The sequence below is a fragment of the Gandjariella thermophila genome (assembly GCF_005405885.1).
Classification (GTDB): Bacteria; Actinomycetota; Actinomycetes; order Mycobacteriales; family Pseudonocardiaceae; genus Gandjariella; species Gandjariella thermophila.
Genome location: NZ_BJFL01000027.1, coordinates 42064 through 67077, shown reverse-complemented (window position 1 = coordinate 67077; position 25014 = coordinate 42064). Strand labels below are relative to the sequence as shown.

The 25014-nt window shown below is 71.6% G+C and carries 29 protein-coding genes; 13 read left to right on the top strand and 16 right to left on the bottom strand.

The features are described 5' to 3' along the window. Nucleotides 1-17 precede the first annotated feature (17 nt). A complete protein-coding gene (locus FFT21_RS21370) occupies nucleotides 18-506 on the top strand; it encodes a beta-class carbonic anhydrase (protein ID WP_137815713.1) in 489 nt (162 codons plus the stop codon). A 122-nt stretch (nucleotides 507-628) separates the two neighbouring features. Here the strand turns inward: FFT21_RS21370 and FFT21_RS21365 are convergent, their stop codons facing one another. The 9 genes from FFT21_RS21365 to FFT21_RS21325 all read right to left on the bottom strand — a co-directional run bounded on the left by FFT21_RS21365 (nucleotide 629) and on the right by FFT21_RS21325 (nucleotide 7553). After that, nucleotides 629-1162 (bottom strand): manganese efflux pump MntP, encoded by a 534-nt coding sequence (locus FFT21_RS21365; protein ID WP_137815699.1) that lies wholly within the window; start codon nucleotides 1160-1162, stop codon nucleotides 629-631. Next, the gene (pqqE, locus tag FFT21_RS21360; RefSeq protein ID WP_137815698.1) at nucleotides 1159-2322 is read right to left on the bottom strand and encodes a pyrroloquinoline quinone biosynthesis protein PqqE; all 1164 of its coding nucleotides are present in this window, start codon (nucleotides 2320-2322) and stop codon (nucleotides 1159-1161) included. Before pqqE ends, FFT21_RS21365 begins: the two co-directional genes overlap by 4 nt. Then, nucleotides 2315-2596 (bottom strand): pyrroloquinoline quinone biosynthesis peptide chaperone PqqD, encoded by a 282-nt coding sequence (gene pqqD / locus FFT21_RS21355; RefSeq protein WP_137815697.1) that lies wholly within the window; start codon nucleotides 2594-2596, stop codon nucleotides 2315-2317. The genes pqqE and pqqD overlap by 8 nt, the downstream gene beginning before the upstream one ends. Nucleotides 2597-2604: 8 nt before the next feature. After that, nucleotides 2605-3294 (bottom strand): pyrroloquinoline-quinone synthase PqqC, encoded by a 690-nt coding sequence (gene pqqC, locus FFT21_RS21350; RefSeq protein ID WP_137815696.1) that lies wholly within the window; start codon nucleotides 3292-3294, stop codon nucleotides 2605-2607. Between the two features lie 5 nt (nucleotides 3295-3299). After that, entirely contained in the window at nucleotides 3300-4193 is an 894-nt protein-coding gene (pqqB, locus tag FFT21_RS21345) for a pyrroloquinoline quinone biosynthesis protein PqqB (protein WP_137815695.1), read from the bottom strand. An 88-nt stretch (nucleotides 4194-4281) separates the two neighbouring features. Next, nucleotides 4282-4392 carry a pyrroloquinoline quinone precursor peptide PqqA gene (pqqA, locus tag FFT21_RS21340; RefSeq protein ID WP_137815694.1) on the bottom strand — a complete coding sequence of 37 codons (111 nt, stop codon included), beginning with the start codon at nucleotides 4390-4392 and terminating at the stop codon, nucleotides 4282-4284. Between the two features lie 33 nt (nucleotides 4393-4425). Then, nucleotides 4426-6108 (bottom strand): PQQ-dependent dehydrogenase, methanol/ethanol family, encoded by a 1683-nt coding sequence (locus FFT21_RS21335; RefSeq protein WP_137815693.1) that lies wholly within the window; start codon nucleotides 6106-6108, stop codon nucleotides 4426-4428. A gap of 13 nt (nucleotides 6109-6121) precedes the next feature. Then, a complete protein-coding gene (locus FFT21_RS21330; RefSeq protein WP_137815692.1) occupies nucleotides 6122-6574 on the bottom strand; it encodes an MSMEG_3727 family PQQ-associated protein in 453 nt (150 codons plus the stop codon). A gap of 403 nt (nucleotides 6575-6977) precedes the next feature. Beyond that, nucleotides 6978-7553: a class I SAM-dependent methyltransferase gene (locus FFT21_RS21325; protein ID WP_192909672.1), complete on the bottom strand. Its 576-nt coding sequence runs from the start codon at nucleotides 7551-7553 to the stop codon at nucleotides 6978-6980. A 283-nt stretch (nucleotides 7554-7836) separates the two neighbouring features. Between FFT21_RS21325 and FFT21_RS21320 the strand changes: the two genes are divergently transcribed. Continuing rightward, a complete protein-coding gene (locus FFT21_RS21320) occupies nucleotides 7837-8838 on the top strand; it encodes a glycoside hydrolase family 183 protein (RefSeq protein ID WP_137815690.1) in 1002 nt (333 codons plus the stop codon). Between the two features lie 41 nt (nucleotides 8839-8879). Here FFT21_RS21320 and FFT21_RS21315 read toward each other — a convergent pair whose 3' ends face one another. The 4 genes from FFT21_RS21315 to FFT21_RS21300 all read right to left on the bottom strand — a co-directional run bounded on the left by FFT21_RS21315 (nucleotide 8880) and on the right by FFT21_RS21300 (nucleotide 10566). Beyond that, on the bottom strand, nucleotides 8880-9326 hold the full coding sequence (locus FFT21_RS21315) for a methylated-DNA--[protein]-cysteine S-methyltransferase (protein WP_225978616.1): 447 nt from the start codon (nucleotides 9324-9326) through the stop codon (nucleotides 8880-8882). Nucleotides 9327-9343: 17 nt separating this feature from the next. Further along, on the bottom strand, nucleotides 9344-9574 hold the full coding sequence (locus FFT21_RS29910) for an RNA polymerase sigma factor (RefSeq protein ID WP_264081661.1): 231 nt from the start codon (nucleotides 9572-9574) through the stop codon (nucleotides 9344-9346). Nucleotides 9575-9661: 87 nt separating this feature from the next. Then, nucleotides 9662-10090: a hypothetical protein gene (locus FFT21_RS21305; RefSeq protein ID WP_225978615.1), complete on the bottom strand. Its 429-nt coding sequence runs from the start codon at nucleotides 10088-10090 to the stop codon at nucleotides 9662-9664. A gap of 119 nt (nucleotides 10091-10209) precedes the next feature. Further along, nucleotides 10210-10566: an FHA domain-containing protein gene (locus tag FFT21_RS21300; protein WP_225978614.1), complete on the bottom strand. Its 357-nt coding sequence runs from the start codon at nucleotides 10564-10566 to the stop codon at nucleotides 10210-10212. Nucleotides 10567-11028: 462 nt separating this feature from the next. On the opposite strand from FFT21_RS21300, the gene FFT21_RS21295 reads away from it, so the two are divergent. Together FFT21_RS21295 and FFT21_RS21290 are read left to right on the top strand one after the other, a co-directional pair. Beyond that, complete coding sequence (locus FFT21_RS21295) at nucleotides 11029-11658, top strand: class I SAM-dependent methyltransferase (RefSeq protein ID WP_192909671.1); 630 nt, start codon at nucleotides 11029-11031, stop codon at nucleotides 11656-11658. A gap of 99 nt (nucleotides 11659-11757) precedes the next feature. Then, nucleotides 11758-12531, top strand: a complete 774-nt coding sequence (locus tag FFT21_RS21290; RefSeq protein WP_225978613.1) for an endonuclease V — start codon at nucleotides 11758-11760, stop codon at nucleotides 12529-12531. On the opposite strand, the gene FFT21_RS21285 is transcribed toward FFT21_RS21290, so the two are convergent. Together FFT21_RS21285 and FFT21_RS21280 are read right to left on the bottom strand one after the other, a co-directional pair. Then, nucleotides 12507-13184 (bottom strand): response regulator, encoded by a 678-nt coding sequence (locus FFT21_RS21285; protein ID WP_137815686.1) that lies wholly within the window; start codon nucleotides 13182-13184, stop codon nucleotides 12507-12509. The two genes, FFT21_RS21290 and FFT21_RS21285, sit on opposite strands and share 25 nt — an antisense overlap. Continuing rightward, complete coding sequence (locus FFT21_RS21280; protein ID WP_137815685.1) at nucleotides 13181-14788, bottom strand: ATP-binding protein; 1608 nt, start codon at nucleotides 14786-14788, stop codon at nucleotides 13181-13183. The genes FFT21_RS21285 and FFT21_RS21280 overlap by 4 nt, the downstream gene beginning before the upstream one ends. 218 nt (nucleotides 14789-15006) lie before the next feature. On the opposite strand from FFT21_RS21280, the gene FFT21_RS21275 reads away from it, so the two are divergent. The 8 genes from FFT21_RS21275 (at nucleotide 15007) to FFT21_RS21245 (ending at nucleotide 21432) form a co-directional block, all read left to right on the top strand. Beyond that, nucleotides 15007-15858 (top strand): ABC transporter ATP-binding protein, encoded by an 852-nt coding sequence (locus FFT21_RS21275; protein ID WP_137815684.1) that lies wholly within the window; start codon nucleotides 15007-15009, stop codon nucleotides 15856-15858. Further along, nucleotides 15855-16739 carry an ABC transporter permease gene (locus FFT21_RS21270; RefSeq protein ID WP_225978612.1) on the top strand — a complete coding sequence of 295 codons (885 nt, stop codon included), beginning with the start codon at nucleotides 15855-15857 and terminating at the stop codon, nucleotides 16737-16739. Before FFT21_RS21275 ends, FFT21_RS21270 begins: the two co-directional genes overlap by 4 nt. A 51-nt stretch (nucleotides 16740-16790) precedes the next feature. After that, nucleotides 16791-17837: an ABC transporter substrate-binding protein gene (locus tag FFT21_RS21265; RefSeq protein WP_137815683.1), complete on the top strand. Its 1047-nt coding sequence runs from the start codon at nucleotides 16791-16793 to the stop codon at nucleotides 17835-17837. 634 nt (nucleotides 17838-18471) lie between these two features. Beyond that, entirely contained in the window at nucleotides 18472-19119 is a 648-nt protein-coding gene (locus FFT21_RS21260; protein ID WP_137815682.1) for a LysE family translocator, read from the top strand. A 168-nt stretch (nucleotides 19120-19287) separates the two neighbouring features. Next, nucleotides 19288-19683, top strand: coding sequence for a hypothetical protein (locus tag FFT21_RS21255; protein ID WP_371856846.1), 396 nt, complete (start codon nucleotides 19288-19290; stop codon nucleotides 19681-19683). A 332-nt stretch (nucleotides 19684-20015) separates the two neighbouring features. After that, nucleotides 20016-20792: a hypothetical protein gene (locus FFT21_RS21250; RefSeq protein WP_225978611.1), complete on the top strand. Its 777-nt coding sequence runs from the start codon at nucleotides 20016-20018 to the stop codon at nucleotides 20790-20792. A 59-nt stretch (nucleotides 20793-20851) separates the two neighbouring features. Beyond that, on the top strand, nucleotides 20852-21082 hold the full coding sequence (locus FFT21_RS29905) for a hypothetical protein (RefSeq protein WP_225978610.1): 231 nt from the start codon (nucleotides 20852-20854) through the stop codon (nucleotides 21080-21082). Next, on the top strand, nucleotides 21079-21432 hold the full coding sequence (locus FFT21_RS21245) for an amidohydrolase family protein (RefSeq protein ID WP_225978609.1): 354 nt from the start codon (nucleotides 21079-21081) through the stop codon (nucleotides 21430-21432). Before FFT21_RS29905 ends, FFT21_RS21245 begins: the two co-directional genes overlap by 4 nt. Nucleotides 21433-21475: 43 nt before the next feature. Here the strand turns inward: FFT21_RS21245 and FFT21_RS21240 are convergent, their stop codons facing one another. Then, on the bottom strand, nucleotides 21476-22111 hold the full coding sequence (locus tag FFT21_RS21240; RefSeq protein ID WP_137815680.1) for a DedA family protein: 636 nt from the start codon (nucleotides 22109-22111) through the stop codon (nucleotides 21476-21478). Nucleotides 22112-22764: 653 nt separating this feature from the next. On the opposite strand from FFT21_RS21240, the gene FFT21_RS21235 reads away from it, so the two are divergent. Beyond that, nucleotides 22765-24933 carry an acyltransferase family protein gene (locus FFT21_RS21235; protein WP_137815679.1) on the top strand — a complete coding sequence of 723 codons (2169 nt, stop codon included), beginning with the start codon at nucleotides 22765-22767 and terminating at the stop codon, nucleotides 24931-24933. The last annotated feature ends 81 nt before the right edge of the window (nucleotides 24934-25014 follow it).

Below are 25014 nucleotides of genomic sequence, written 5' to 3'. Positions count from 1 at the left end.
GACTGGAGCAGATGCAGATGTCCGTCACCGCCGAACTACTCGCGAACAACGAGCGTTACGCGGCCGACTTCCGCGGCCCGCTCCCGCTGCCACCCGCCAAGCGGATCGCGGTGGTGGCGTGCATGGACGCCCGGCTGGACGTGTACCGGATTCTCGGCCTGAACGAGGGCGAGGCGCACGTCATCCGGAACGCCGGAGGCGTGGTCACCGACGACGCCATCCGCTCGCTGGCGATCAGCCAGCGGCTGCTCGGCACCCGGGAGATCCTGCTCGTCCACCACACCGACTGCGGCATGCTCACCTTCACCGACGACGAGTTCCGCGACGGAATCCAGCGGGAGACGGGAATCAAACCGCCATGGGCGGCCGAGGCGTTCGACGACCTCGAGACCGATGTCCGGCAGTCCATCGCGCGGATCCGGAGCAGCCCATTCGTTCCGCACACCGACCAGGTCACCGGGACCATCTTCGACGTGGCCAGCGGGAAGCTGCTGAGGGTGGACTGAGCCGAGGTTGCCGGCAGGTGCGTCGACGATCTGGCGGTCGCGGGCGCCCGGTGAGGTTTCCCGCGAACACCCGGTCCCGGGTGGGTCGTCCACCTGGGACCGGGTGAGGTCCTGCTCCCCAGTCACCACCCGAGTGCCAGCACGACCGCCATGGCGAGCAGCCCGAGGCCACTCAGCAGATCGGAGCGGATCGGGACGAAGTGGGCGACCACTCGCCCGATCTGCAGGCCGACGAACGACATCACCGCGGTGATGACACCGAACACGGCAGCCGAGATCCAGGGGGAGAAGCCGAGCAGGCCCAGGCTCGCGCCCGCGACGATGTTGTCCAGGCTCAACGGCAGCGGAAGGCTGAGCAGCGACCAGCGGCGGTCCCGCTCTTCCGGAGCCGCGCTCCGCAGCGCCTGGACGACGAGATACAGGCCGTACCCGCCCAGCACGATCGGACCGGCATAGTCGGCGACCGCGCCGATCGCGCGACCGACGTAATGCCCGGCCAGCATGCCCACCAGCGGGACGACACCGTCCCAGAACCCGAACATCAGGGCGACCTGCACGGCGCGGCGACGGCTGAGCCGAAGCGGCCCGAGCGCGATCGACGCGCGGAAGTTGTCCAGGCTGAGGACGAACCCGAGCGCCAGCAGGTTCGCAATCACGGCTGCTGGACGCGGTGCGGATGGGGACGGGGGTCGAGTGCGTCCTCGCCGAGAGACTCGCCCTCGTTGGCGCCCCGTACCGCGGCGGCCACGATCCCGTGGTCGGGCGAGAGAACGCACACGGGGTCGGTGCGGGCCGCGTCGCCGGTCAGCAGGAACGCCTGGCAGCGGCAGCCACCGAAGTCGATCTCGCGGCGGGGGCAGCTCCGGCACGGCTCGGGCATCCACGCGGTGCCGCGGAAGCGCTGGAACAGCGGCGACCGCGTCCAGATCTGGGAAAGGGAGTTCTCCCGCACGCTGGCCCGAGGCAGCGGCAGCGAGTGCGCGGCCGGGCAGGGCAGCACATCGCCGTTGGGCACCACCGTGAGCTGCCGCCGGGCCCAGCCGCCCATGCACGGTTTCGGGTACGTGCTGTAGTAGTCGGGCAGCACGTAGATGATCTCCATGCGGCCGGTCAGGCGGTCGCGCGCGGCACGGGCGATCCGCTCGGCCCGCTCCAGTTGCCGCCGGCTGGGCAGTAGCGCGGCGCGGTTGCGCCAGGCCCAGCCGTAGTACTGGGTGTTCGCCAACTCGACGCGGTCGGCGTCCAACCGCTCGGCCAGCGCCAGGATGTCGGCCATCCGGTCGATGTTGTAACGGTGCAGGACGACGTTCAGCGTCAGCGGCCAGCCCAGCCGCTTCACCAGGCGCGCCGCGGCGATCTTGCGTTGGAAGGCGGGAAAGCCGGCGATGCGGTCCGACGCGGTCGACTCGCTGGCCTGGATGCTGATCTGAACGTGATCGAGGCCGGCCGCCCGCAGCCGGTCGGCTCGGCGCGGCGAGAGGCCGATGGCGCTCGTGATGAGGTTGGTGTACATGCCCAGCTCGCCGGCGCTGTGCACGATCTCGACGAGGTCCCGGCGTAGGAGTGGTTCGCCGCCGGACAGGTGCAGCTGCACGACGCCCAGCTCGGCGGCCTCGGTCAGCACCCGGTGCCACTGCGCCGTGGTCAGTTCCTCGCGGTAGTCGCCGAGGTTGAGCGGGTTGGAACAGTACGGGCAGTGCAGCGGGCACGCGTAGGTGAGCTCGGCCAGCAGTCCCAGCGGCCGTGGGAACGTTTCGTCTGGCGCGTGCCGACTTCCCCGCGGCCGGGGCGCGCTGGTGGGACCCGGACTAGTCATCGCCGACCTCCACGTACCGTCTGGCGGCCAGGCGGGCGAGGAAATGCGTGACGTCGTCGCCGGCCACGCGGTGGTATCGGTCGCGGAGCGCGGCCACGATCTCGGCAACCGTCCGCCGCCCGTCACACAGCTCGAGAATGGCCGCACCCGTCGGGTTGAGGATCGACACCGACTCCGGCGCGAGCAGCAGGTGCCGCCCCCGCATCCGGTCGAAGGTCAGCCGCACGTGCGAGGCCAGCCTGGGGTGACTGGAAGATCGCACCTGCGTGGTCATCGCTGTCCTCAATCTGGGTAGGCGTGGTCGATGGCGTCGAGAATGCTCCAGAGCACGTCGCACTTGAACGAGAGCGCCGCGACGGCGCGCGCCTGTTCGTCGCGCGAGCGGCAGTGTTCGGTCACCACCCGCAGGGCGTGTTCGGAGTCGCGCGGCGCCTGGGCCAGTCGGGACCGGAAGTAGGTGAGCCCGCCAGGGTCGATCCACGGGTAGTAGCGCTCGAACGCGGCGAGGCGCTCGGCCATCAGATCCGGGGCGAAAAGCTCGGTCAACGAGGACGCCACCGCCTCCACCCAGGGCCGGGTGCGGGCGAAGACGATGTACGCGTCGACGGCGAACCGCACTCCGGGAACGAGGTGGCGCTGGTCGAGCACCTCCTCGCGGGTCAGCCCCACCGCCTCGGCCAGGCGCAGCCATGCCTCGATGCCGCCCTCGTCGCCGGCGGTGCCGTCGTGGTCGACGATGCGGCGGATCCACCGCCGGCGCACCTCGCGGTTGGGGCAGTTGGCGAGGATCGCGGCATCCTTGCGCGGAATGTTCTCCTGGTAGTAGAAGCGGTTCGCCACCCACCCCCGGACCTGCCGGCGGCTCAGCCGTCCCGCGTTCATTCTCAGGTGGAAGGGATGCCGGTCGTGGTACCGCTGCGCCTGGGCGCGTAGCGCGCTCACGAAGCTGTCGGTGTCGGCGAGCGTCGTCATGGCTTTCAGATCCGCATCTCCAGTCCGTCGGTGGCCACCTCGATGCCGGCCCGCTCGACGGCGCGCCGTTCCGCGGCGTCGTCCAGCAGGATCGGGTTGGTGTTGTTGATGTGGAGGTAGATCTTGTGGTCGATGGGCAGCGGCGACAGTTGTTCCAGGCTGCCGCCGGGACCGTCGATCGGCAGGTGCCCCATGTCCCGCGCGGTTTTGCGGGCCACGCCGAGCCGGATCAGTTCGTCGTCCCGCCAGCAGGTCCCGTCCACGAGCAGGCAGGCGCAGTCATCGAGCTGCGCACGCACCGCTGCGGTGAGCCGCTGCACGCAAGGGAGGTACACCGCTGCCCGGCCGGTGGCCTGGTCGGTGAGCCGGTAGCCCACCACCCGGCCCTGGCTGGCTCCCGTCCCGAAGCGGGCCGGCTTGTCGGTGGGGACATCGAAGGCCCGGTAGGACAGCCCACCTCCCAGTGAGACGTCGGTTCCCGGGACGACCGGTCGCCACGTGACCCGGCAGTAGGCCTCCAGCGTCCGGAGAATCGCGGTCCCCTGGCACAGCGTCTCGCGCACCGAGGCGGTGGCGTGCACCTCCAGGGACCGGCCCTCCCGCAATAGCAGCAGGCCGAGCGTGTGGTCGATCTCGGCATCGGTGAGCAGCACCGCGCGCAGCGGCGTCGCCCGCCCGTTGCCCGGCCGCAGGGCGGGGAAGGCTTCGATCTGGGCACGGATGTCGGGGGAGGCGTTGAGCAGGAACCACCGCCGGTGGTCGGTGCTCACCGCGATCGCCGACTGCGTGCGAGGGCGGCAGGGCCGGGAGCCGTCGCGGACCGCCCGGCAGTTCGGGCACGCGCAGTTCCACTGCGGAAACCCGCCGCCGGCCGCCGATCCGAGCACGCGCACCCACATTCCGGCCTGCTCTTCCTGGAAGGTCCGATTCCGGCGCTCGAGAGCGCACGGGCGCCGGACTCCGCCGCCGGCGCCCGTGTGTCGACCGCTAGTCCTCCCACTGCGCGACGTACATGGTCACTTCGGCCGCGCACCCGATCTCCTCGAAGTCGGGGGTCTCCCATTCGGGAGCCGTGGACCGGGCGGCAACGGATTCCATCAATGGCACCTCCTTCCGCCGACATCGGGCGCGCTAGCCCTCGGGAAGGGCGAAGGCGAAGAGCGCGTCGCCGTGCTGGCCGCCCAGCATTCCCGGCGCGAACCCTTCGACCCAGGCACCCCACCCGACCGGCACGGCGACGTACTGCCGCCCGTCGACGCTGTAGGTCGTCGGGCTGCTGTGGTGCCCGCTTCCGGTCTGGAACCGCCACAGCGGCTCCCCGGTGCGCGCGTGGAACGCGTTGAACTCCCCGGAGGGTTCGCCGACGAACGTCAGATCGCCGGCCGTGGCGAGCACCGAAGCGGACAGCGGCCACCTGCTGGCCCAGCGCCACGCCTCGTTGCCCGACACGTCGAACGCCTTCAGGAAGCCGCGCATGTCCTCGGCATCCACCGTGACGCTCGCACCCCAGTAGGGGATGCTCTCCTTGAACTGCCGGCGCCGCCGGGTGACCTCCGCGCCGACGTCCTGCACCGGGACGTAGAACAGCTCGGTTTTCGGGCTGTAGGCCGCGTGCGTCCATTCCTTGGCTCCGGCCGGCCCCGGCCAGAAGTGCACCGGCTCGCCCTCCTTGTCCGGGTACACCTTCGGCGTCACCGCGCCGTCGGGAGTGATCTCACCCCAGGTGATGCGTTCCCCGAACGGGAACACCCGGACCAGGTCGCCGTTCGTCCGATCGAGGACGAAGCAGTACCCGTTCTTGTCGAAATGGGCCAGCAGCTTGCGACCGTCCTGTTCGAACAGAACGCACTCCATTGTGGAGTCATAGTCCCACAGATCGTGCGGCGTGCACTGGTAGTGCCAGCGGATCCGGCCACTGTCGACATCGACGGCGATCACGCTGTCGGTGTAGAGGTTGTCGCCCTGCCGGACCTCGCCGTCGAAGTCGGGCCCCGGGTTCCCGGTTCCCCAGTACAGGAGGTTGGTCTCCGGGTCGAAGGTGCCGGTCACCCAGCAGTTGCCGCCGCCCCGCGCCCAGGCCTCACCGTCGGCGGGCCAGGTCTCGGAGCCGGGCTCGCCCGGCTTGGGGACCGTGTAGCAGCGCCAGACGTGCTCGCCGCTGTCGACATCGAAGGCGTCGAGGTGCCCGCGCACCCCGAACTCCCCACCGGAGCTGCCCACGATGACCAGGTTCTTCACCACCAGCGGTGCGAGCGTGGCGCTCTCCCCGGCCCGCACGTCACCATACGTGCTGTCCCACACGCACTTTCCGGTGACCGCGTCGAGAGCGATCAGGTGGGCGTTCAGCGTGACAACGAAGACCTTCCCCTTCGCGACCGCGACCCCGCGGTTCACGTTGCCGCAGCACAGCGAGGTGTCGAACGGGATGGCGTGCTTGTACACCCAGAGGTTCTGCCCGTTCCGGGCGTCGATGGCCCATACCCAGCCATCCCAGCCGGAGACGTACATGACCCCGTCCACCACGATCGGCGCGGCCTCGAACGCGTATGTCGACGGGCCGGCGTGCAGGCCCGCCGCACCGAACTGGAACACCCAGGCGGGTGCGAGCCGCCTGACGTTCTCGGTGTTGATCTGGTCCAGCGGGCTGTACCGCTGACCGTTGTAGGCGCCGTAGTAGGTCAGCCAGTTGTGCGGTTCCGAGCGCGCGTCGAGAAGGCGTTCGTACGTGACGTTCTCGGCCACCGCCGGCGCTCTTCCGACCACGGCGCTCAGTTCTGAGAAGTTGACCGGCCGCGCCTCTACGTACTCCGTCATCAACGGCTCCTTTCTATGGCCGTGGCTGGTCCGGCCGGTCGAGGCGGGCCTCCGGCGGCGCGTCGCCGAGCACGACGATCGCGCCGATCAAACCCCGGCCCTCGTCGTTGCCGATATTGGAGCTGAACCAGTAGTAGCCAGGGCCGTCGAGGTTCAGTGTGGCCTTTCCTCGGGAGTAGACCGCCAACCACATCCACTTGCTGTCGCCGTTGCTCGGCAGATGCGCGCAGTGCGTGTTCGTGTCGTCGTTGACGAGTTCGAGGTCGAGGTCGCCACCATGGGGCATGACGAGAATCGAGGGGTCCCAGACCAGCTCGTCGGGTGGGATCCGGACCTCTGCGCGCATGCGGCCCTCGGGTCCCTCCTGTGCGTAGGCGAGCCGTCCGGTGGCGAGCAGCCGGCCGAGCGCCGCCTTGTTCTGGTGGTCCAACCCGATCTCTGACAGCTCACCCGCGGTGATCGCCATCGGAGTCACCTCCCCACCGGCGAATGTCACCGTGTGGAAATCGGCGGAATTGTCGTCGTGCCGCGGCTGCCGGTCCGCCGTTCCGGCAATTCGGCCGGCTGCCCCGGACGAACTGGGGGCCAAATTCTCCGATGCTCGGCCGGAACGCCTGATATTCCAGAAAGGACCATGGCCGTTCCCTCGCCAGCGTGCTACCGAGCCCGTCCCGCAGTGTTCGTCTCGACCCCCGGTGCCGATCGCTGACGCTTTCCGCCGCCGTCTTCGGGGCAGGCTTGCCGAGTCCCCAGCAGGACTACGGTGCCGCACAAAGGTACGGCCGAGCATGGGACTTCCGTCCCGATCGTCCGGGGACCGGCGACCCGGAAGGATTCGCGCCGGCCCGGCGAGCGGCCCGAGAGGCCGCTCAGCGGCACCGCCGGCAGTGGTACGCGCGCAGTGGCGGGACGTTCGCCCACAGCGTCGGGCCGTGGTCCACCTCGGAGAAGTGCTGCCGGAGCAGCTCGTCGAAACGCCGGCCGCGCTGGGTGAGGCTCTGATGGGCGGTCAGGAGCGTGCTGAACCGCCCGGCGCCGTCGAGCGCGTCGCACACCGCGCGGAGGACCTCGCGCTGGTCGCTCTCCGACATCAGGCTGAACGGCAGCGAACTGACCACCTGGTCGACGGCGGTGAGGTTCCGTTCGCGGAGCAACGTGCCCAGCTCGAGCGCGGATGCGCACACCACCTCGACATTGCTCGCCGCGCACCGCTGCTTCAGCAGGTCGGCCAGGTGGGGGTTCAGCTCGACGGCGAGCACCTTCGTCGACGGCGGCAACCGCTCCCGCAGCGCCGCCGTGATCGCGCCGGTGCCGGCGCCCAACTCGACCACCCGCCGCGCGTTCCCCAGATCCATCTCACCCAGGAACGCGTCGACACACCTGCGGCTGGTGCTGCCCACCGCACCGGTCCGCATCGGGTTCCGCAGGAACTCCCTCAGAAACATCGTGGTCCGCTCCGCGGGTAGCAGACACGCCCTTGCGGCGCGACTTCGACGAACACCTCGGCCGTGGCGGCGACCCCCGGCGGCCTCGACGCCGCCACCGGCACACGCACTCGTACCGGGCGTACGGTGCACCCGCATCGTAAGACCGCCGCGCGGTCCGTGCCGGAAGCGAGGTTTCCGGGGTGCCACCCGCGGGGCGGGGCGCTGGCGAGCGGCCTGGGTCCCGTGATGGGGTGGGCATGCGAGGAGGTAGTCCGGCTCCGGTCGCGTGGAAAGGAGCGGAGTGGCTGTCGCGAGCAAGGTCAAGGATCTGACCGGGCCCGGTCACACCGACCGGTTCGGCGTCGGAGGCACCGATCTCGGGGTGACCGCCGTCGCCCCCGACGGGCGGCTCGTCTCGGTGTTCGGCGACACGTTCGAGCGGGCGAGCGTCGGTGGCCCCGGCTGGCGTTCGCCGGTGGTGCTCTTCGCCGACCCGGTGACCGTGGCAGCGGGCCTGGAGTGGGTCGGCTCGGCGGGACCGGGCGGCTACGCGCAGCAGGTGCTGGGCTACCGGCACGGGTCGACGATCGGGGGTCGCCGGGTCGAGACCGTGCTGCCGACCGACCTCATGACCGTCGGCGACACGATGTACCTGCACGTCATGGTGTGCCAGGGCATTGGCGACGTGCACTGGACCGAGGTGTACCGCTCGGCCGACAACGGCGAGACCTGGGAGCCGACGGGAGCCCGGTGGCCGGGCGACGCCCTCGGCGGGCTGTTCCAGATGTTGACCTGGGAACGGGGCTCGGATGGCTACGTGTACGCCTTCTCCACCGGGTTTCAGCGCGACAAGGGACTCATCCTGCACCGCGTCCCGGAGTCCCGGCTGACCGACCCGACCGCCTGGGAGGGCTGGGGCTACCTTGACGGCGCCTGGGCGTGGGGCAACCCGCCGACGATCGCGCTCACCGGGGCCTACGGCGAGCTGTGCCTGCGGAGGACCGGTCCGCGGTGGCTGCTGACGTTCTTCGACGCGGGCAACTACCGCATCGACGTGCTGACCCTGGACTCGCCGACGGCGAACCTCTACGAGGCGCCGAGGGAGACGCTGGTGAGCGGTTGCTCGTGGGATGCCGAGGACCATGCCGCCGGCCGGGTGGCACAGCCGTACGGCGGCTACATCCTGCCCGGGTCGACCCCCGATGACCTGCACCTGGTGGTCAGCCAGTGGAACACGGCGACGAACTGGCCGTACCGCTCCATGCAGTTCCGAGCCAGGCTCGTCGGCGCCGGCGCGGCATAGCGGCGACGAGCGGCGATGGCCACGACCGGGATGCCGTCGGGTCATGCCGTGCCGGCCAGCGCCGGTCGGCGGTGCCGGCATGGCCGGTAGCTGGCCTGCCCCACGGTCCGGAACCCGCGCCGGTGGCCCGGCGTGATCCGCCGCGCATTGTGGCAGGTCGGAAAGCACACGATGCCCGTGGTCTCGCTACCGATGTAGAAGATGCGTGCCTTCGCCAGTTCCCGCACCTCGGTGAGGTTGACCTGCTCAGCGCGCAGGATCGCCTCCTTCGCCGGCGCGCCGAACACGTGGTCTCCGGGCTTCCCGTCGGAGCGGGTGACCCGATGGCAGGGAATGAGCAGCGGCACCGGGTTGCGGCCCAGCGCGGAACCCACCGCCCGGACGGCCTTCGGCCGGCCGACCTCCTGGGCCACCCATGCGTAGGGCCGGTTCTGCCCGGGCGGGATGCGGCTTGTGGCGGAGAGCACCTCGACCTCGAACGCGGTCAACGCACGCAGGTCGATCCTCAGGCGGCTGGTTCGTCCGGTGCGCAGCGCGGCAGCGAGGCCCGCGGGCGGCCGCTCGGCCGGGACCAGGGGTCGGCCGAACCGCTCCCGGAAGCAGGGCGCGAGTTCCGCGGCCGAGTCGCCGCGGTCCCCTCCGGGCAGCCGAGCACGGCGGCGACCTCGGCGATCGGCAGGCCGGTGACGTGCCGCAGCACCACCGCGACCCGCTGCGCCGCGGGCAGTTCCGCCACCAGCGCGGCAAGGTCACGCCGCGTTTCGGCGCGCTGGACGGTGTCCGTCCTCGGTGCGCCGGTGTGGACGTGTGGGCGCCCGGCCGGCTAGCGGTTGCCCTCGATGGCGCAGGCCCGGCACGGTGGTCGGGCGCAGGTGCACTGCATGAGCGCGTCGAGCACGCCGTGGTCGTGGTACATGCACCGGTCCTGGCACGTGTGCCGAGGCACGAAGCCCGGCTCGATCTCGTCCGGCCACGGCTCCTCGCCGTCGCGGCACCGGACGAACCGGTCAGGATCGGCGGAGTGCAACGCCTGCATGCTGGCCCGCGCCTGGCCTTCGAGGTCGCGCATTCGCGCGTGCATGTCGCTGAGTTGGGCGGTGAGGGCCGCATAGCGCTCGTCGCCGGTCCGGACGTGGGCGGCGCGCACCGCCATGACGGCGTTGCCCAGGAACCGGGCGGCGTCCTGCAGGTCCGTGGCGTGATGGAGCTGGATCCCCATCACGCCTCGGGTCCACACAGCGTCGGTGCTCACAGGTCAACCTCCGAAATGGTCGTGGGCCGCACGGTGGGAGCGCTCATCCGCCTACCACCGCCCGGACGGCGCCGTGCTCGTCCGTCCACTGCGGACCCGACGGCGTCGTCCCAAGCGGGCTAAACCCGTCTGGTGTGAAAGGTGAAGCGGACGATGCCGATTCGGACTTCGTCACCGTCGGCGAGCGTCGCCGGGGCCTCGAGGGGGTGCCGGTTGAGGTAGGTGCCGTTCAGCGAACCGGCGTCGACGATCGTGTAGCCGCCGCCGTCGCGACGGATCTCGGCGTGGCGTCGAGAGACGGTCACGTGGTCGAGCGCGATGTCGCAGTTGCGGTAGCGCCCGATGGTGGTCACCGCGGCAGTGAGGTCGAAGCAGGTCCCCACCTCGGGACCACGGGTGATCAGTAACCGGGCCGGCGCGGGAACCTCGTCCGGGCGGGCCTTCGGGGCCGGGTCCGGTCGCACCACCGGGTCCACGCGGGCGTCGGTGGGCTCGGCGGCGCGAAGCGCCGGGCGGGTCGGCTCGTTGTCGCGGTGGTCGGGCTTGTTCGGGGGACGGTCCGGGCCGGAGTTATCAACAATCCGTAGTGGGTCCATGAGTTCCACGGGGTTGGCGGGGCCGGTTCCGCGAGGGGTGCCGGACCCTTCGGGGGTCGGGGTCGGAAGCATCAGGCTAGGCGTTTTTCGAGGTCAACTGGAACCCTGCGGCGCAGAGATTGCGCTCTTGCACGCTGGGCGAGCGCCGAGACACTCAGCGCGAGAATCACGTCACCATGACGGGCCTTTCACGCTGAGTAAGCAGCGGTGCGCCGGTGCCGCGCCGCACAACCGGCCGGTACGGCTCTGGCACCAACCCGTGGCGCCGAATGCCCCGGACGAACCCGGAAAGCCGCGGGAAGTCATTGGACAGCCCTCGGCCGGCCGACCATGCTGCGAGGGGTGACCACAGGCCAGGACACGCCGGGACAGTGCCCGTTCGATCTGATCGGGGAACGCTACGAGCAGTCCTTCCAGGATCGCGCGGCCCAGGTTGCCGAGGGGGACTGGCTGATCGGGACGCTGCCGGCCGGTGCGCGGGTTCTGGACGTCGGGTGCGGCAGCGGTGTTCCGACCGCGCGCCAACTCAGCGATGCGGGGTTGACCGTTGTGGGGATCGACGAGTCGGCCACCATGCTGCGGCTGGCCGGCAGCCGGGTGCCCGCCGCGACCTTCGTGCGCCAGGACGTTCGCGCCCTCGGACCGGAGTTGGGCGAGTTCGACGCGGCCGTGTCGTTCTTCGCGCTGCTGATGTTGGGCAGGAAGGAGATTCCGGCGGTGCTGCGGGCCATTCGTGCGCGGCTGCGCGGTCCGCGCCTGCTGTCGCTCGCCATGGTGCTGGGTGACTTCGATCTCGCGCCGATCTCCTTCTTCGACGTTCCGCTGCACGTCACCGCCTACCCGGCCGACCAACTGGCCGCCGTGGTCAGCGACGCGGGTTTCGAGGTGACGGGGCTACGCCAGGTGCGGGCCAAGGTCGCTCCCGGGCGCACCGAGTCGCAGGTCTACCTGCGAGCCGTCGCGACGGACTGAGCGCCGGCGCGGCCGGTGGTTCTCCGCGCGGACCGGACCGAGCGCCCGGCACCAGCGGCGTGCTGGCCGGCGGTTCGCGTCCGGGCGCACGATCGGGGCGTGACGGGAGAGACCGGGTGGCCGCGCACCGTGGCTCGCCGGGGGCAACCGGATTCCGGGGCGCCGCCGCCGAGCGCGTGGCCGACCACGGTGCGGGACCTGGTGGCGGTGCAGGACGCGCTGCGCGATGCGCACCCGCCCGGGTGGCGGTGGACGCCCGGTTCCCTGGTGGCTGGTTGCTTCGCCGCTCCGGCGCGCGGGCATGCCGGTCCCGGCGCGGCGGGGCAACCGGTGTGGGCCGGAGCGGCGGCGTACCGCGGGCGGCGCTGCGTCGGCCGGGCGGCCCGCCCGGCCCGCGCGGGCGCCGGCTATGCGTTCGGGTTGCTCGCGTTGCGCTTCGGCGCCGTGCTGCAGGCGGTGGTCGCCGCGCTGCCGGAGCGGCCGGACGTGCTGCTGGTCGACGCGACCGGGCTGGACCATCCGCGCCGGACCGGGCTCGCCAGGCACCTCGGCGCGGTGCTCGACGTGCCGACGGTGGGCGTCACGCACCGGACCCTGCTGGCGCGGGGCGACTGGCCGCCCGACCAGCGGGGCGCCACCGCGCCGCTGTGGTTGGACGGCGAGCTGGTCGGCCACTGGGTGCGGACCAGGAGCGGCCGCCGGCCAGTCGCCGCGCACGCCGCATGGCGCACCGACGCCGAGACCGCCGCCCGCGTCGTCCTGGCGACCGCCGGGCACCGCACCCCGGCGCCGTTGCGGGAGGCCCGCCGGCTGGCCCGGCAGGCACGCGCGGCGGCCGCGTCGGCCGGCTACGGCGCCACCCGGTACCGGTAGCGATGTTCCGGGCGGCCGGTGGTGCCGTAGCGCAGCAGCAGTTCGACGACGCCGTGCCGGGCGAGGTAGGAGAGGTAGCGCTGCGCGGTGGGACGGCTGACGCCGAGTTGGGCGGCGACCTCGGTGGCGGACATGTCGGTGTCCGCGGCGCGCAGGGTGTCGCGGATCAGGGCGAGGGTGGGGGCGGAGTGCCCCTTGCTGGGAGCGGGCAGGGTTGGCGGGCGCAGCAGGCCGTACAGGTGGTCGACGTCGTCCTGCCGGGCCTCGCGGAGGGTGGTCAACCGTTCCTGCACGTCCCGGTAGGCGGTGAGCAGTTCGGCGAGCCGGGCGAACCGGAAGGGCTTGACCAGGTAGTGCACCGCGCCCAGTTGCATGGCGGTGCGGATGTTGCGCACGTCGCGGCCGGCGGTGATGGCGATGAAGTCGGGCCGGTCGGGAGAGTCGGGCAGGGCGCGGACCAGGTCGAGTCCGTGCTCGTCGGGGAGATAGAGGTCGAGCAGGATGAGTTGCACCCGCTCGGCGGCGATGGCGGCGCGCGCCTCGGCGGCGCTGTGGGCGGGGCCGACGGCGGCGAACCCGGGTACGCGGCGGAGGTAGGCGGCGTGGATGGCGGCCACCCGGTAGTCGTCGTCCACGACCAGTGTGCGGATCATGACGGCGCGCCCGTCCGCTGCGGTGTGCTCGCCGCCCGCTGGGACTGCGGCAGGCGCACGGTGAAGGTGGCACCGGGGCCCTCGCTGACCGTGATCGAGCCGCCGCGCCGCCGGGTCAGCCGGTGCACCAGGGCCAGGCCGAGGCCACGATGCCGGTGACCGTCCGCTGGTTTGGTGCTGAACCCGTCGTCGAAGATGTGCGCCGCGGCGTCGGGTGGAATGCCGGTACCGGTGTCGCGGACCCGGACGAGCACGTCGTCGGGGCCCTCCTCGAGATCCACGGTGACCCGCGCCGGAGGTGGGCCGGCGGCCGCGGCGTCCACCGCGTTGTCCACCAGGTTGCCGAGCACGGTGATCAGTTCCCGGGCGTGCGGGCACGTCTCGGTCAGCCAGGACTCCTCGGTGAGCACCAGGTCCACGCCGCGCTCGGCGGCGACCGTGGTCTTGGCGAGCAGCAGCGCCACGACCAGCGGGTGACCGATGCGCTCGCGGATGGCGTCGGCGCGTTCGGCGGCCAGCCCCTCGGTCTCGGTAAGGTAGCGCAGCGCCTGCTCGCGGTCACCGAGTTCGAGCAGACCGGCCAGGGTGTGCATGCGGTTGGCGACCTCGTGCTGCTGGGCGCGCAGCGCGTCGGTGAGGCCACGCGCGCTGTCCAGCTCGCGGACCAGGTCCTCCATCTCGGTGCGGTCGCGCAGCGTGATCACGGCGCCGAGGTCGCGGCCGGCCACGGACACCGGCGTCCGGTTCACCACCAGGCAGTGGTCGCCGGTGAGCACCACCCGGTCGGTGCCGCCGATCGCGCCGGAGAGCACATCGCGCAGCCGGCCCGGGGGCACCACGTCCACCAGCGGTACGCCGAGTTGCAGGTCCCGGGTCGGCAGCAGCCGCCTGGCCTCGTCGTTGGCCAGGGTCAACCGGCCGTCCGGGTCGAGGGTGATGACGCCCTCCCGGATGCCGTGCAACATCGCCTCCCGCTCCTGCAGCAACGCGGCGATCTCCGGCAGTTCCAGGCCGAAGGTGCTGCGCTTGAGCTGCCGGGCGAGCAGCAGCGAGGCGGCGACGCCGACCGCCAGGGCGAGCGCGGTGTACAGGGCGAAACTGGGCAACTCGGCCAGCAGGTGCCCGGTGACCCGGGTTTCCAGGATGCCCACCGACACCTCGCCGACGAGGTCGCCGGTCGGCCCGTACAGCGGCGCCTTGCCGTTCGCGGACGCGCCGAGGCTGCCCGGGTCGATCCCGACGTGCGTGTGCCCGTCGAGCGCCTCGACCGGTTCGGTGATCGGCTGCCCGACCAGCGCGGGGTTGGGGTGGGAGTGCCGGACGCCGTCGCGGTCGATGACCACGACGTAGGCGGCCTGCGAGTTCCGCCGGATGCGCTCGGCCACCATCTGCACCAGGTCACCCGCGTCGCCGTACTCCATGGCCGCGCGGATCTCCGGCACCCCGGCCACCGTCTGCGCGATGGCCAGCGCCTCACCCTGGTACTGCCGGTCGAGCTGGTGCCGTTCCTCGCCGGCGAACAGGGCGAAGCCGATCGCCACCGTGCACACCAGGATGGTGAGTTGGCTGATCGTGATCTGGGTCGACAGCTTTTTCGTGCGCATCCACGCGGCTCCTTCGGCGCCTGAATGCCCCCGGTTCGGCGTCCTGAGTGTCACCGGCCGGACCGGCCTGGTAAAGCCCGGCTGCTGAACAGAACGCACACAACCGCGAGAAACGCCGAATAGTCACGCAAGCCTCGCAAACCCCGCGCGGTGGCCGGGGCCACATCTAGCGTTCCGCGGCGAACGACGATTCCCGGACAGCGCGAGGACCTTCAGCGATGACACACTCCGATCCGTCCCCGCCGGCGATTGAGCTGCGCGACGTCACGAAGCGGTTCCGCACCCCGGCGGGATCAGTGCACACCGCGTTGCGGCGGCTCAACCTCACGGTGGCGCCGGGGGAGTTCTGCGCCGTGGTCGGCCCCACCGGGTGCGGCAAGTCCACCACCCTGTCCCTGATCTCCGGTCTGGAACCGGCCAGCCGTGGCGAGGTGCTGGTGGACGGCGGCCCGGTGCGGGGGATCAGCGAGGGCATCGCCTTCGTGTTCCAGAACGACGCCGTGTTCCCGTGGAAGTCGGTGCTGGCCAACGTGGCGGCCGGGCCGCTGTTCCGGGGCGTGCCGCGCCGGGAGGCCGTCGAGCAGGCGCGGGACTGGCTGCGCCGGGTCGGGCTCGCCGGGTTCGAGGACCGGCACCCGCACCAGCTCTCCGGCGGCATGCGCAAGCGGGTCGCGCTCGCCCAGAGCCTGATCAACCGGCCGCGCATCCTGCTGATGGACGAGCCGTTCGCCGCGCTCGACGTGCAGACCCGGCAGATCATGTCCGACGAGCTGCTGCGGCTGTGGGAGTTGACCCGGCCGGCGGTCGTGTTCATCACGCACGACCTGGAGGAGGCCATCGCGCTGGCCGACAAGGTGGTGGTGCTCACCGCGGGACCCGGCACGGTGAAGGCCACCTTCGAGGTCGGCCTGCCTCGCCCGAGGCGCGCCCAGGAGATCCGCTTCGACGCCGCGTTCGTCGAGATGTACCAGCGGATCTGGGAGTCGCTGCGGGACGAGGTCGAACTCGCCTACGCCCGCACCGCCGCCGCCCCGCCGTCCACCGCGGAACCCGAGAAGGAGACGCTGTGAGCACCGCCCGCCCCGATACCCGGGCCGTTTCGCCGACGCCGCACGCCGGAACCGACATCGCCGAGCCGGCGGAGGCCGGTACGCGGCCGCGCCGGCGCCGCCTCGTGGTGAACGCCGTCCGGTTCGTCCCGCTGGTCGTGTTCCTCGGCGGCTGGGAAGTCCTGGCCCGCGCCGGCGTGCTCGACCCGTTCTTCTTCGGGCAGCCCACCAGGATCGCCGCGCAGGTCGGCGACTGGGTCACCGGCGGCACCGAGATCGGTTCACTGTGGACGCAGGTCGGTGTCACCCTGCAGGAGGCACTGGTCGGTTTCGCCATCGGTGTGGTGCTCGGCATCGTGTGCGGCATCGCGCTGGGTCGCGTCCGCATGCTGGCCGACATCTTCGGGCCCTACATCAAGGTGCTCAACTCGATCCCGCGCATTGTGCTCGGCTCCATCTTCATCGTCTGGCTTGGGCTCGGCGTGCAGTCCAAGGTGGCCCTCGCGATGGTGCTGGTGTTCTTCGCGGTGTTCTTCAACGCCTTCCAGGGCACCCGCGAGGTGGACCGCAACCTGGTGGCCAACGCCCGCATCCTGGGCGCCTCCAAGCGCCAGGTGACCTTTCACGTGGTGCTGCCCTCGGCGCTCACCTGGATCATCGCCAGCCTGCACGTCAGCTTCGGGTTCGCGCTCATCGGCGCGATCGTTGGCGAGTTCCTCGGCGCCCAGCAGGGCCTGGGCCTGCTGATCTCCCAGGCGCAGGGCTCGTTCAACCCGAACGGCGTGTTCGCCGCGATGGTGGTCATCGCCGTCATCGCGCTCGCCGCCGAGGGCCTGATCACCCTGCTCGAGAAGCAGCTGCTGTCCTGGCGACCCCCGCAGCTCTCCGGCGCCGACCTGTGACCCAGCACGCGCCAGCCGTTCCCCATCCGCCCGTCCCGGAGGAGAAACACCATGTCCCGCACATCCCTCGGCATCGCCGCCGTCGGTGTCGCGCTGGCCCTCGCCGCGACCGCCTGCGGTGGTGGCGGTACCTCGACGTCCGGCGGTGCCGCCGCAGCGGGCGGCGCGACCACCGTCAAGCTCATGGTCGGCGGCCTGAACAAGCAGATCTACCTGCCGGCGATGCTGACCCAGCAGCTCGGCTACTTCAAGGACGAGGGACTGGACGTCCAGCTCTCCGACGAGCCGGCCGGCGTTGACGCCGAGGATGCCATGCTCGCCGGGCAGGTCGACGGCGTGGTCGGGTTCTACGACCACACCCTCGACCTGCAGGGCAAGGGCAAGCAGGTCGAGTCGGTGGTCCAGCTCCAGCAGGCGCCGGGCGAGGTCGAGCTGTGCCGCTCGGACGAGGCCGGCAGCATCTCGTCACCGGCGGACTGGAAGGGCAAGCGGCTCGGGGTCACCGGGCTGGGCTCGTCCACCAACTTCCTCACCAAGTACCTCGCCGTCCACAGCGGACTGTCCGAGAAGGACATCACATCGGTGGCCGTCGAGGCGGGCCCCACCTTCATCGCGGCGATGCAGCACAAGGAGATCGACTGCGGGATGACCACCGAGCCGACGGTGTCCCAACTGCTCAACACCGGCCAGGCCAAGGTGCTGATCGACATGCGCACCCCGCAGGGGGCCAAGGCGGCACTCGGCGGCACCTATCCGGCCGCCTCGGTCTACATGCAGACCTCCTGGGTGGACGGCCACAAGGACGCCGTGCAGAAGCTGGTCAACGCCTTCGTGAAGACGATGAAGTGGATCCAGGCGCACTCCGCCGCCGAGATCACCGACAAGATGCCGCCCGCGTACTACGCCGGGGTGGGCAAGGACCAGTACGTCAAGGCGCTGGACGCGGAGAAGGCCATGTTCACCGCCGACGGCGTCATGCCGGCCGACGGGCCGCAGACCGTGCTCACCGTGCTGACCGCCTTCGACCCGTCCGTCAAGGGCCACACCATCGACCTCGGTAAGACCTACACCACCCAGTTCGCCAACAGCGCACACTGACCACGCGACCCGGCCGGGTGCGGCGCCAGCGCGCCTCACCCGGCCTTTTTCATGGCCTCGCGCCCCCCGGCAGGGACATCGACCGGCTCGAGCCGTCGAAGACCGCCTGTTCCGGCTGATCGCCCGCGGTATCACCGCGCAGGGCACCCACACGTGTGCTTTTTCCGGCCATTCAGAACGAACCGCGGCGGGGTCGCGGCGCGCCGAAATCCCTTACGTGTCAACGTATCCCGGCCATGCCGGCGGTGCCCGTGACGGTAGCGCCGGCGAATCCGGGCGGCCTCCGGTGTCACCCGCGCGGCGCAGTCGGCTTGATGTCTTGTTGATGTTGACGTTGCCGCGGGTAGCGGCATCCTCGCCGAGTTGCGGCGAAATGGGTGAACGGATTCGGCCGTCCCGGGTATCCGGACGTGCGCCCCGACCGGTTTGCGCCGGACCCTTTTACCCGCCCAGAGCAATCGCCGCGCAATTTCGGTAGTCGGGTTGGCGGATACGCGGTTTTGGCGCGCGAAGAGTTAAATAGAGCCAGGCGGCAATGGGCTCGGCCCACATCGGCGGCGTGCACAAGTCGCAGGGATAAGACATGTGGGCGACATGTCTTTCCGGTCGCACAGAAAGGGTGAGGGTTCCTCCCATGGCCGGACTGCTGCCGTACATCGGTCTATGCGTGTTGCTGGCAATCACACCGGGGCTGGACACCGCGGTCGTCATACGCACATCGTTACAGGGCGGCACCCGGGCCGGGGTTTTCACGGCAATGGGCTGTGCCAGCGGAATGCTCGTCCACGCCGCGGTGGTCGCGCTCGGCATGGCGGAGTTGGTGCTGCGTTTCCCCATGGTCTACGAGATCATGAAGCTTCTCGGAGCGCTGCTGTTGATCGTGCTCGGCTGCCGGACGGCGTGGCTCGCGCTGCGCATCCGCGGTGCGACCCCGGAGGGGCCGTGGGAGATGACGCATCCGGGCCGGCCGTTGGCCCGCCGTGGAGCGCCGTACACGCAGGGGTTGTTGACCAACCTGACCAATCCCAAGGTCACCCTGTTCTTCATCGCCACGCTGCCGCAGTTCCTTCCGGTTGGCCGGCCATCGGTGGCGGTGCCGATCGCGGTGGCACTCGCCACGATCACGCTGACATGCAGCCTGTCCTGGCTGACGGTGACCGCGATAACCGTGAACCGTGCCCGTCGCCTGCTCAACTCCGCGCGGGCCCGGCGGACGCAGGAGCTTCTGCTGGGTGCCGCGCTGGTCGCGCTCGGCGTCTGCCTGGCGACGCAGCAGGTGTGAGCGCCGGCCCCCCCGGGGGAGCGGCGGTGGAGTCGCGGTCGGTCACCGCGCGGGCGGGCCGGGTGAGCCGGCCCCCATGCCCGATTTCTACATCACCGCGGCCGCGGTGGTCGAGGCTCGCATCATGGCGCGAGCAACGTTCTGCCGAGCGACGTCGGGGAGCTACGGATGAGCCTGCTGGAGGCCGCGGGGCGCCCGCCGGCGGCCGCGTACGGCCTGCACGTCTCGTCCGCGCTGTTCCCCAACAAGTACGCGTTCGTGGCCGAGACCGTGCGGGAGGTGTTCGGCCCGCACCGGTTCCAGGAGATGGAGCACCCGCTCGCCGGCGCGGAGGACTTCTCCCGGGTGCTGCAGGCGGTGCCGGGGCGTACGTGTTCCTCGGGGCGTGCGTGGGCGACGACCCCGAGTCGGCGCCCAACAACCACTCTCCGCTGGCGGCCTTCGACGACGGCGTGCTCGCCGACGGCGCGGCACTGCTGGCCGAACTCGCCGCCCGGCGTCTCGCCAGGGGAGACTGACCGCCGCCCACCGTCCCATCCCGACGCCCCGAGGGAGTTTCCGTGATCGTGTCAAGCCGCGGGCCGCACGATCGCGGAGGCAGGGCATCCCTGCGCGGCAAGCCGACGCCGTCCGCGAGCCGGCCGTGCCGACGGGATCGTGGGCGCGCATACCCGCGGACAAGAAGGAGGCACGCATGCGCATCCACTACCTGTTCCCGGCGATCCCGGTGGTCGCACTCCTGCTGATGCCGTTCCTGCCGTTCGTCAACACCAGTGCGCTGTGGCTGGGGCTGCCCCGGATGTTCGTCTGGGGCGGCGCCTGGTGCCTGCTGCTCACTCCGGCGTTGCTGCTCGCCGAACGGTGGATGACCCGAGGGCAGGAGGGGGCGACCGGGAATGAGCACGATCCTCGCGTTCACCTTCGCCGGCATCGTCCTGATCGGGGTGCTCGGCTTCGTCGGGCGGCGCCGGCCCGCCGCGGACCTCACCGAGTGGACCGTGGTCGGCCGCCGGTTCGGCGCGCTGACCATGTGGTTCCTCCAGGCCGGCGAGATCTTCACGACGTTCACCTTCCTGGGCATGGCGGGTCTGGCCTTCAGCGGTGGGGTGGCCGCGATGTACGCGCTGCCCTACGTGCCGATCGGGTACGTGGTGGTGTTCTTCATGGCCGACCGGGTGTGGCGGCTCGGCAAGCAGCGCGGCTACCTCACCCAGGGCGATTTCCTCGCCGACCGCTACGGCAGCAGGGCGCTGGGCACGCTGTCCGCCGTCCTCGGCGTCGTGTTCGTGCTGCCCTACCTGCAACTGCAGATCACCGGGCTCGGGCTGATCGTCAAGCTGGTCACCGGGGACGCGGCGTCCAGCACCGCCAGCATGGTGATCGGCACGCTGCTGGTACTCGCCTTCGTGCTGTGGGCCGGGCTGCACGGCGTCGCGACGACGTCCTACTTCAAGGACGCCATCATGCTGGTCGTGCTCGCCGTGCTCATCTTCGCCATCCCGGCGCACTTCGCCGGCGGTATCTCGGCGATGTTCCACCGGGTCGCGCAGCTCCGGCCGGACATGCTCACCATCCACGCCGGGCACAACGACCACGTCTGGTTCATCAATGTGGACTCGCGCTGCTGCTCGGCATCTTCCGGCCCGACCTGCTGGCGAACCTGCTGCTGCTGACGTTTAGCGGCGCCGCGCAACTGGCGCCCGCCAACGGGCTCGGCCTGCTGCGCCGCCGGGTGACCGGCACGGCTCCCGTGCTGCTCGGTCTGCTCGCCGGCGAGGTCGTGGTGGTGTGGCTCACCTTCGGCGGCCCGGCGGTGGGCACCGTGAATGTGGGGATCGTCGGCCTGGTCGTGAACATCGCCGTGCTCACCGTCGCCGCCGCCGCCGAGCGGGCCACCGGGCACGCGCCCGCGCCGCGGGTCGAGGAGCCGGTGGCCGCACCGAGCGGGAGCGTGCGGGTGTGACCGGCCCGAATGGATCCCCGGCGCGCCGCACCCTGTTCGCCGGCGGCCTGGTCTTCGACGGCACCGGCAGCCACCCCGCCTCGGCGGACGTGCTGGCCGCGACCACCTCGTCGGCGGCGCGGCTGCTCGGGTACGAGCAGGAACTCGGCCGGGTCGCTGCGGGTTTCCGGGCGGACCTGGTGGTGGTCGACGGCGACGCGCTCGACCTGGACCGGTTGCCCGGCAACGTTCGCGAGGTGTGGCAGGACGGGGTGCGCGTGGTGGCGAGGGAACCGGAGCCGGCTGCCGAGGCGGCGGAACGCACCGCCCTCCGTCCCGCCGGCCGCCCGTCGGGCCACGCCACGACGTGAGCCGCGGGCAGGTGCTCGTCGGGCCGTGCGGCGGTCACCGGGGTCATCGAGGTGTCCGCTCCCGCCGGCGGCGCAGCACGTGGCGAAGGACCAGCCCGACCACCAGTGCCGCCAGGGCGGCGAGCAGGGCGTACTGGTAGCGGTGGAGCCGTTCGATGATCGCGCCGACGTGCGCGCCGGCCAGATCACCGAGGCTGGCCCACACGCCGACCCACAGCGCGGCACCCAGCGCGTTGAACGCCAGGAACCGTCGCCACGGCATGCCGGTGATGCCGGCGATGATCCCGTTGGCCTGGCGCAGGCCCTCCACGAACCGGGCCACGACGACGATCTTGCCGCCGTGCCGGCCGAAGAAGGTCTCGGCGGCGCGCAGCCGGGCCGGTGTGAGCCACACGTACCGGCCGAACCGTTCGACGACGCGGCGCCCGCCGAGGCGGCCGATGGCGAAGCCGATGTTGTCGCCCAACACCGCGGCGGCGAAGCCGACGAGTGCGACGACGCCGATGTTGAGGCGGCCGGTGCCCGCGTAGACCGCGGCGGCGATCAGCACGGTCTCGCCCGGTGCCGGCACGCCGAAGTCCTCCAGCGTGATCAGCGTGGCGACCGCGAGGTAGCCGTAGCGGTCCAGCAGCGGGCCGAGAGCGCCCAGCGCTCCGGGCAACGACGGCCCACCGGCCATGAACTCACATCACTTTCGGTCGACGGTGCGGGCACCGGCGCCACCGATGTCGCCGAGACCACGCGGCTCATCCAACAACGATCATCGGTCGCCGCCGGTGACGTGGCGCGGCGGCGCTTCGCGGATCTCCCGAATCGGGCTACGTCCCGGTTCCGGCTGTGGTAGGTGCCGAATCCGGCGGCGTCGTCGCCGTCGCGCGCTGGGCCCGCGAACCCGCGACACACCGGCTGAGTGAGGAAGAAAGTGGCCTCGACGCCGGCGCGGAACCTCCGGTCGGGTGGTCACCCGCGTGTCGGCATCCGATTCACCCGATGGGCGAGATCGTCACCCGCCCAGGTGTGACCTTCCGGCCGCGGGAACCGGTGCCGGGGCGGCATTTCTTCGTGGTCTCGTGATTCCGTCGATTGGGAACGTCGCGGTCGGTCCGATACGTGGTCTGGGCCGCCAGGATGTTCGGCGGTGGGCATGATTCGCTGGGCCGGTGTCGTTTTCCGGTGGCGTTCCGTCATGACCGCTTATCGGCATGCGACCCGTTCTGGTGGGTAGGCGTCGCACGGGCCGGTGTGAGAATGGTGCCGCAGCGCTACGTTTTTCGGCCGTCTCGGGAACCTGACTGCCGGCGAGAATGACGACCTCTGCCTACCTTCCGCGCAATGGATGGCGCTGCGCGGCGGTGGGGATTCCGGCCCGACATCGAGGGCCTGCGGGCTGTGGCGGTGCTGGCCGTCGTCCTCTTCCATGCCGGCGTGCCCGGTGTCTCCGGCGGGTTCGTCGGCGTCGACGTCTTCTTCGTCGTCTCGGGCTTCCTCATCACCGGGATGCTCTGGCGCGAGGCGGAGAGCACCGGCACCGTCCGGCTCGCCCACTTCTACGGCGCGCGGGCCCGCCGGCTGCTGCCGGCCGCGGGCACCGTGGTGGTCGTCACCGCGATCGGCGCGGCCACGCTGCTGCCCCCACTGCAGGCCCGCGACGTGCTCGGCGACGGCATCGCCAGCGCGCTCTACGTCGCCAACTACCGGTTCGCCGTGCAGGGCACCGACTACCTGGCGGCCGACGCGGCACCGTCACCGTTCCAGCACTACTGGTCGCTCGGCCTCGAGGAGCAGTTCTACCTGCTGTGGCCGGCCCTGGTGCTCGGCACCGCCTGGCTGGCCCGGCGCGGCAGGGGCAGCGGCGCGAAGGCCGCGCCGTCGGCGACGCCGTACCTGCTCGTCCTCGCGTCGCTCGGGGCGGCGTCACTCGCGGTCGCGCTGGCCTGGACCCGCACCCTGCCGCCGTGGGCGTTCTTCTCGCTGCCCACGCGGGCGTGGGAGTTGGCGACCGGGGGCGTGGTGGCGCTCTCGGCGCGCCGGTGGTGCCGGCTGCCTCCGGCGTCGGCGGCCGTCACCGGGTGGATCGGGCTGGCCCTGATCGTCCTGGCATGCGCCCGGCTGGGCGGGACGACGCCGTATCCGGGTACCGCCGCGCTGCTGCCCGTGCTGGGCACGGCGCTGATCCTCGGCGCCGGCTGTGCCGGGCCCCGCCGAGGGGTCGGCCGCGGGCTGTCGCTGCGGCCGATGCGGGCGCTCGGCCGCCTGTCCTACTCCTGGTACCTCTGGCACTGGCCGGTGCTGCTGCTCGCGCCGCCGCTGCTCGGCCGCTCGCTGGGGCTGGCCGGTCGGCTGGGAGCGGCCGCGGTGTCCGGCGGGCTCGCGGTGCTCACCCTGCACCTCATCGAGAACCCCGGCCGGTTCGCCGCTCCGCTGCGGCGCTCGGCGGCGCGCAGCCTCACCCTCGGCGGCGCGGTCACCGCGGTCGCCGCGAGTGCGGGGCTGGTGCTGCTGGTGGCGGTGCCCGTCCCGGTCGGCCACGGGGCGGTGGCCGCCGCACCGACGGTCCGCACCCCGCCTCCGCCGGCGTCCCCCGCCGCCGATCCGCAGGCCGCGGCGGTGCGGCAGATGATCGCGCAGGTGCAGGCCGCGGTCGCCGCATCGGCCGGGGTGCGCGCCGTCCCGGCGAACCTCGCACCGCCGCTCGCCCACGCGCCGGCCGACAAGCCGGCCGTGTTCCTCAACGGCTGCGTGCGCTCCTGGCTCGACGTCGGGCAGCCCCCGTGTGTCTCCGGCGACCCAGCCTCGACTACGACGGTGGCACTGGTCGGCGACTCGCACGCGGCGATGTGGAGCCCGGCGTTCGAGTCGCTCGCCGAGCAGCGGCACTGGCGGCTGGAGACCCTGGCCAAGGTGACCTGCCCGCTGCTCGACCTGCCGATCACCAGTCCCTACCTGGGCCGGGAATACACCGAGTGCGAGCGGTGGCGTGGCGAGATCCTCGGCAGGTTGCGAGCCGAGCACCCGCGGCTGGTCGTGCTGAGCATGTCCCGCCGGTACGGCGCCGACTTCGGGTTCCCCGTCTACGGCCGGCCCTGGCTGGACAGCCTGACCCGCGTGGTGGCGCAACTGCGGGCCGCCAGCGCCGCCGTCCTCGTCCTCGGGCCGATCCCCGACCCGCACTCGACCGTGCCGACCTGCCTGTCCGCCCACCTGGACGACGCCACGGCCTGCGCGCCCAGGCGGTCCGTGGCGATGAGCGACGCGGGTATCGCCGCCGAGGCGTCGGCGACCGCGGCCGGCGGCGGTCAGTACGCCGACCTCACCCCGCTGTTCTGCACCGCGGACCGCTGCCCGGCCATCGTCGGCAACGCCCTGGTGTACCGGGACGACAACCACCTGACGATCAGGTACGCCCAGGTGCTCGCGCCCGTCGTCGGCGGCCTCGCCGAGCAGGTTCTCGCGCGGCCCGAACCGCCCCGGACCCCGGCGGAGCCACCGGGGCCGCGGTAGCCGCATCGGGCTGGCTCCACCCGGAAGGCAACGAGTTCCGTGGTGCCCTGTCGGAGCGGCCGTGCGTGGTTTCCCCCGGCT

What these genes read in the sequence shown, in the direction of transcription:
- FFT21_RS21370 (WP_137815713.1), top strand. Translation starts at nt 18, where the DNA reads ATGTCCGTCACCGCCGAACTACTCGCGAACAACGAGCGTTACGCGGCC.
- pqqE (WP_137815698.1), bottom strand. Translation starts at nt 2,322, where the DNA reads ATGACTAGTCCGGGTCCCACCAGCGCGCCCCGGCCGCGGGGAAGTCGG.
- pqqD (WP_137815697.1), bottom strand. Translation starts at nt 2,596, where the DNA reads ATGACCACGCAGGTGCGATCTTCCAGTCACCCCAGGCTGGCCTCGCAC.
- pqqC (WP_137815696.1), bottom strand. Translation starts at nt 3,294, where the DNA reads ATGACGACGCTCGCCGACACCGACAGCTTCGTGAGCGCGCTACGCGCC.
- pqqB (WP_137815695.1), bottom strand. Translation starts at nt 4,193, where the DNA reads ATGTGGGTGCGCGTGCTCGGATCGGCGGCCGGCGGCGGGTTTCCGCAG.
- pqqA (WP_137815694.1), bottom strand. Translation starts at nt 4,392, where the DNA reads ATGGAATCCGTTGCCGCCCGGTCCACGGCTCCCGAATGGGAGACCCCC.
- FFT21_RS21335 (WP_137815693.1), bottom strand. Translation starts at nt 6,108, where the DNA reads ATGACGGAGTACGTAGAGGCGCGGCCGGTCAACTTCTCAGAACTGAGC.
- FFT21_RS21330 (WP_137815692.1), bottom strand. Translation starts at nt 6,574, where the DNA reads ATGGCGATCACCGCGGGTGAGCTGTCAGAGATCGGGTTGGACCACCAG.
- FFT21_RS21325 (WP_192909672.1), bottom strand. Translation starts at nt 7,553, where the DNA reads ATGTTTCTGAGGGAGTTCCTGCGGAACCCGATGCGGACCGGTGCGGTG.
- FFT21_RS21285 (WP_137815686.1), bottom strand. Translation starts at nt 13,184, where the DNA reads ATGATCCGCACACTGGTCGTGGACGACGACTACCGGGTGGCCGCCATC.
- FFT21_RS21280 (WP_137815685.1), bottom strand. Translation starts at nt 14,788, where the DNA reads ATGCGCACGAAAAAGCTGTCGACCCAGATCACGATCAGCCAACTCACC.
- FFT21_RS21275 (WP_137815684.1), top strand. Translation starts at nt 15,007, where the DNA reads ATGACACACTCCGATCCGTCCCCGCCGGCGATTGAGCTGCGCGACGTC.
- FFT21_RS21265 (WP_137815683.1), top strand. Translation starts at nt 16,791, where the DNA reads ATGTCCCGCACATCCCTCGGCATCGCCGCCGTCGGTGTCGCGCTGGCC.
- FFT21_RS21260 (WP_137815682.1), top strand. Translation starts at nt 18,472, where the DNA reads ATGGCCGGACTGCTGCCGTACATCGGTCTATGCGTGTTGCTGGCAATC.
- FFT21_RS21255 (WP_371856846.1), top strand. Translation starts at nt 19,288, where the DNA reads ATGAGCCTGCTGGAGGCCGCGGGGCGCCCGCCGGCGGCCGCGTACGGC.
- FFT21_RS21250 (WP_225978611.1), top strand. Translation starts at nt 20,016, where the DNA reads ATGAGCACGATCCTCGCGTTCACCTTCGCCGGCATCGTCCTGATCGGG.
- FFT21_RS21240 (WP_137815680.1), bottom strand. Translation starts at nt 22,111, where the DNA reads ATGGCCGGTGGGCCGTCGTTGCCCGGAGCGCTGGGCGCTCTCGGCCCG.
- FFT21_RS21235 (WP_137815679.1), top strand. Translation starts at nt 22,765, where the DNA reads ATGGATGGCGCTGCGCGGCGGTGGGGATTCCGGCCCGACATCGAGGGC.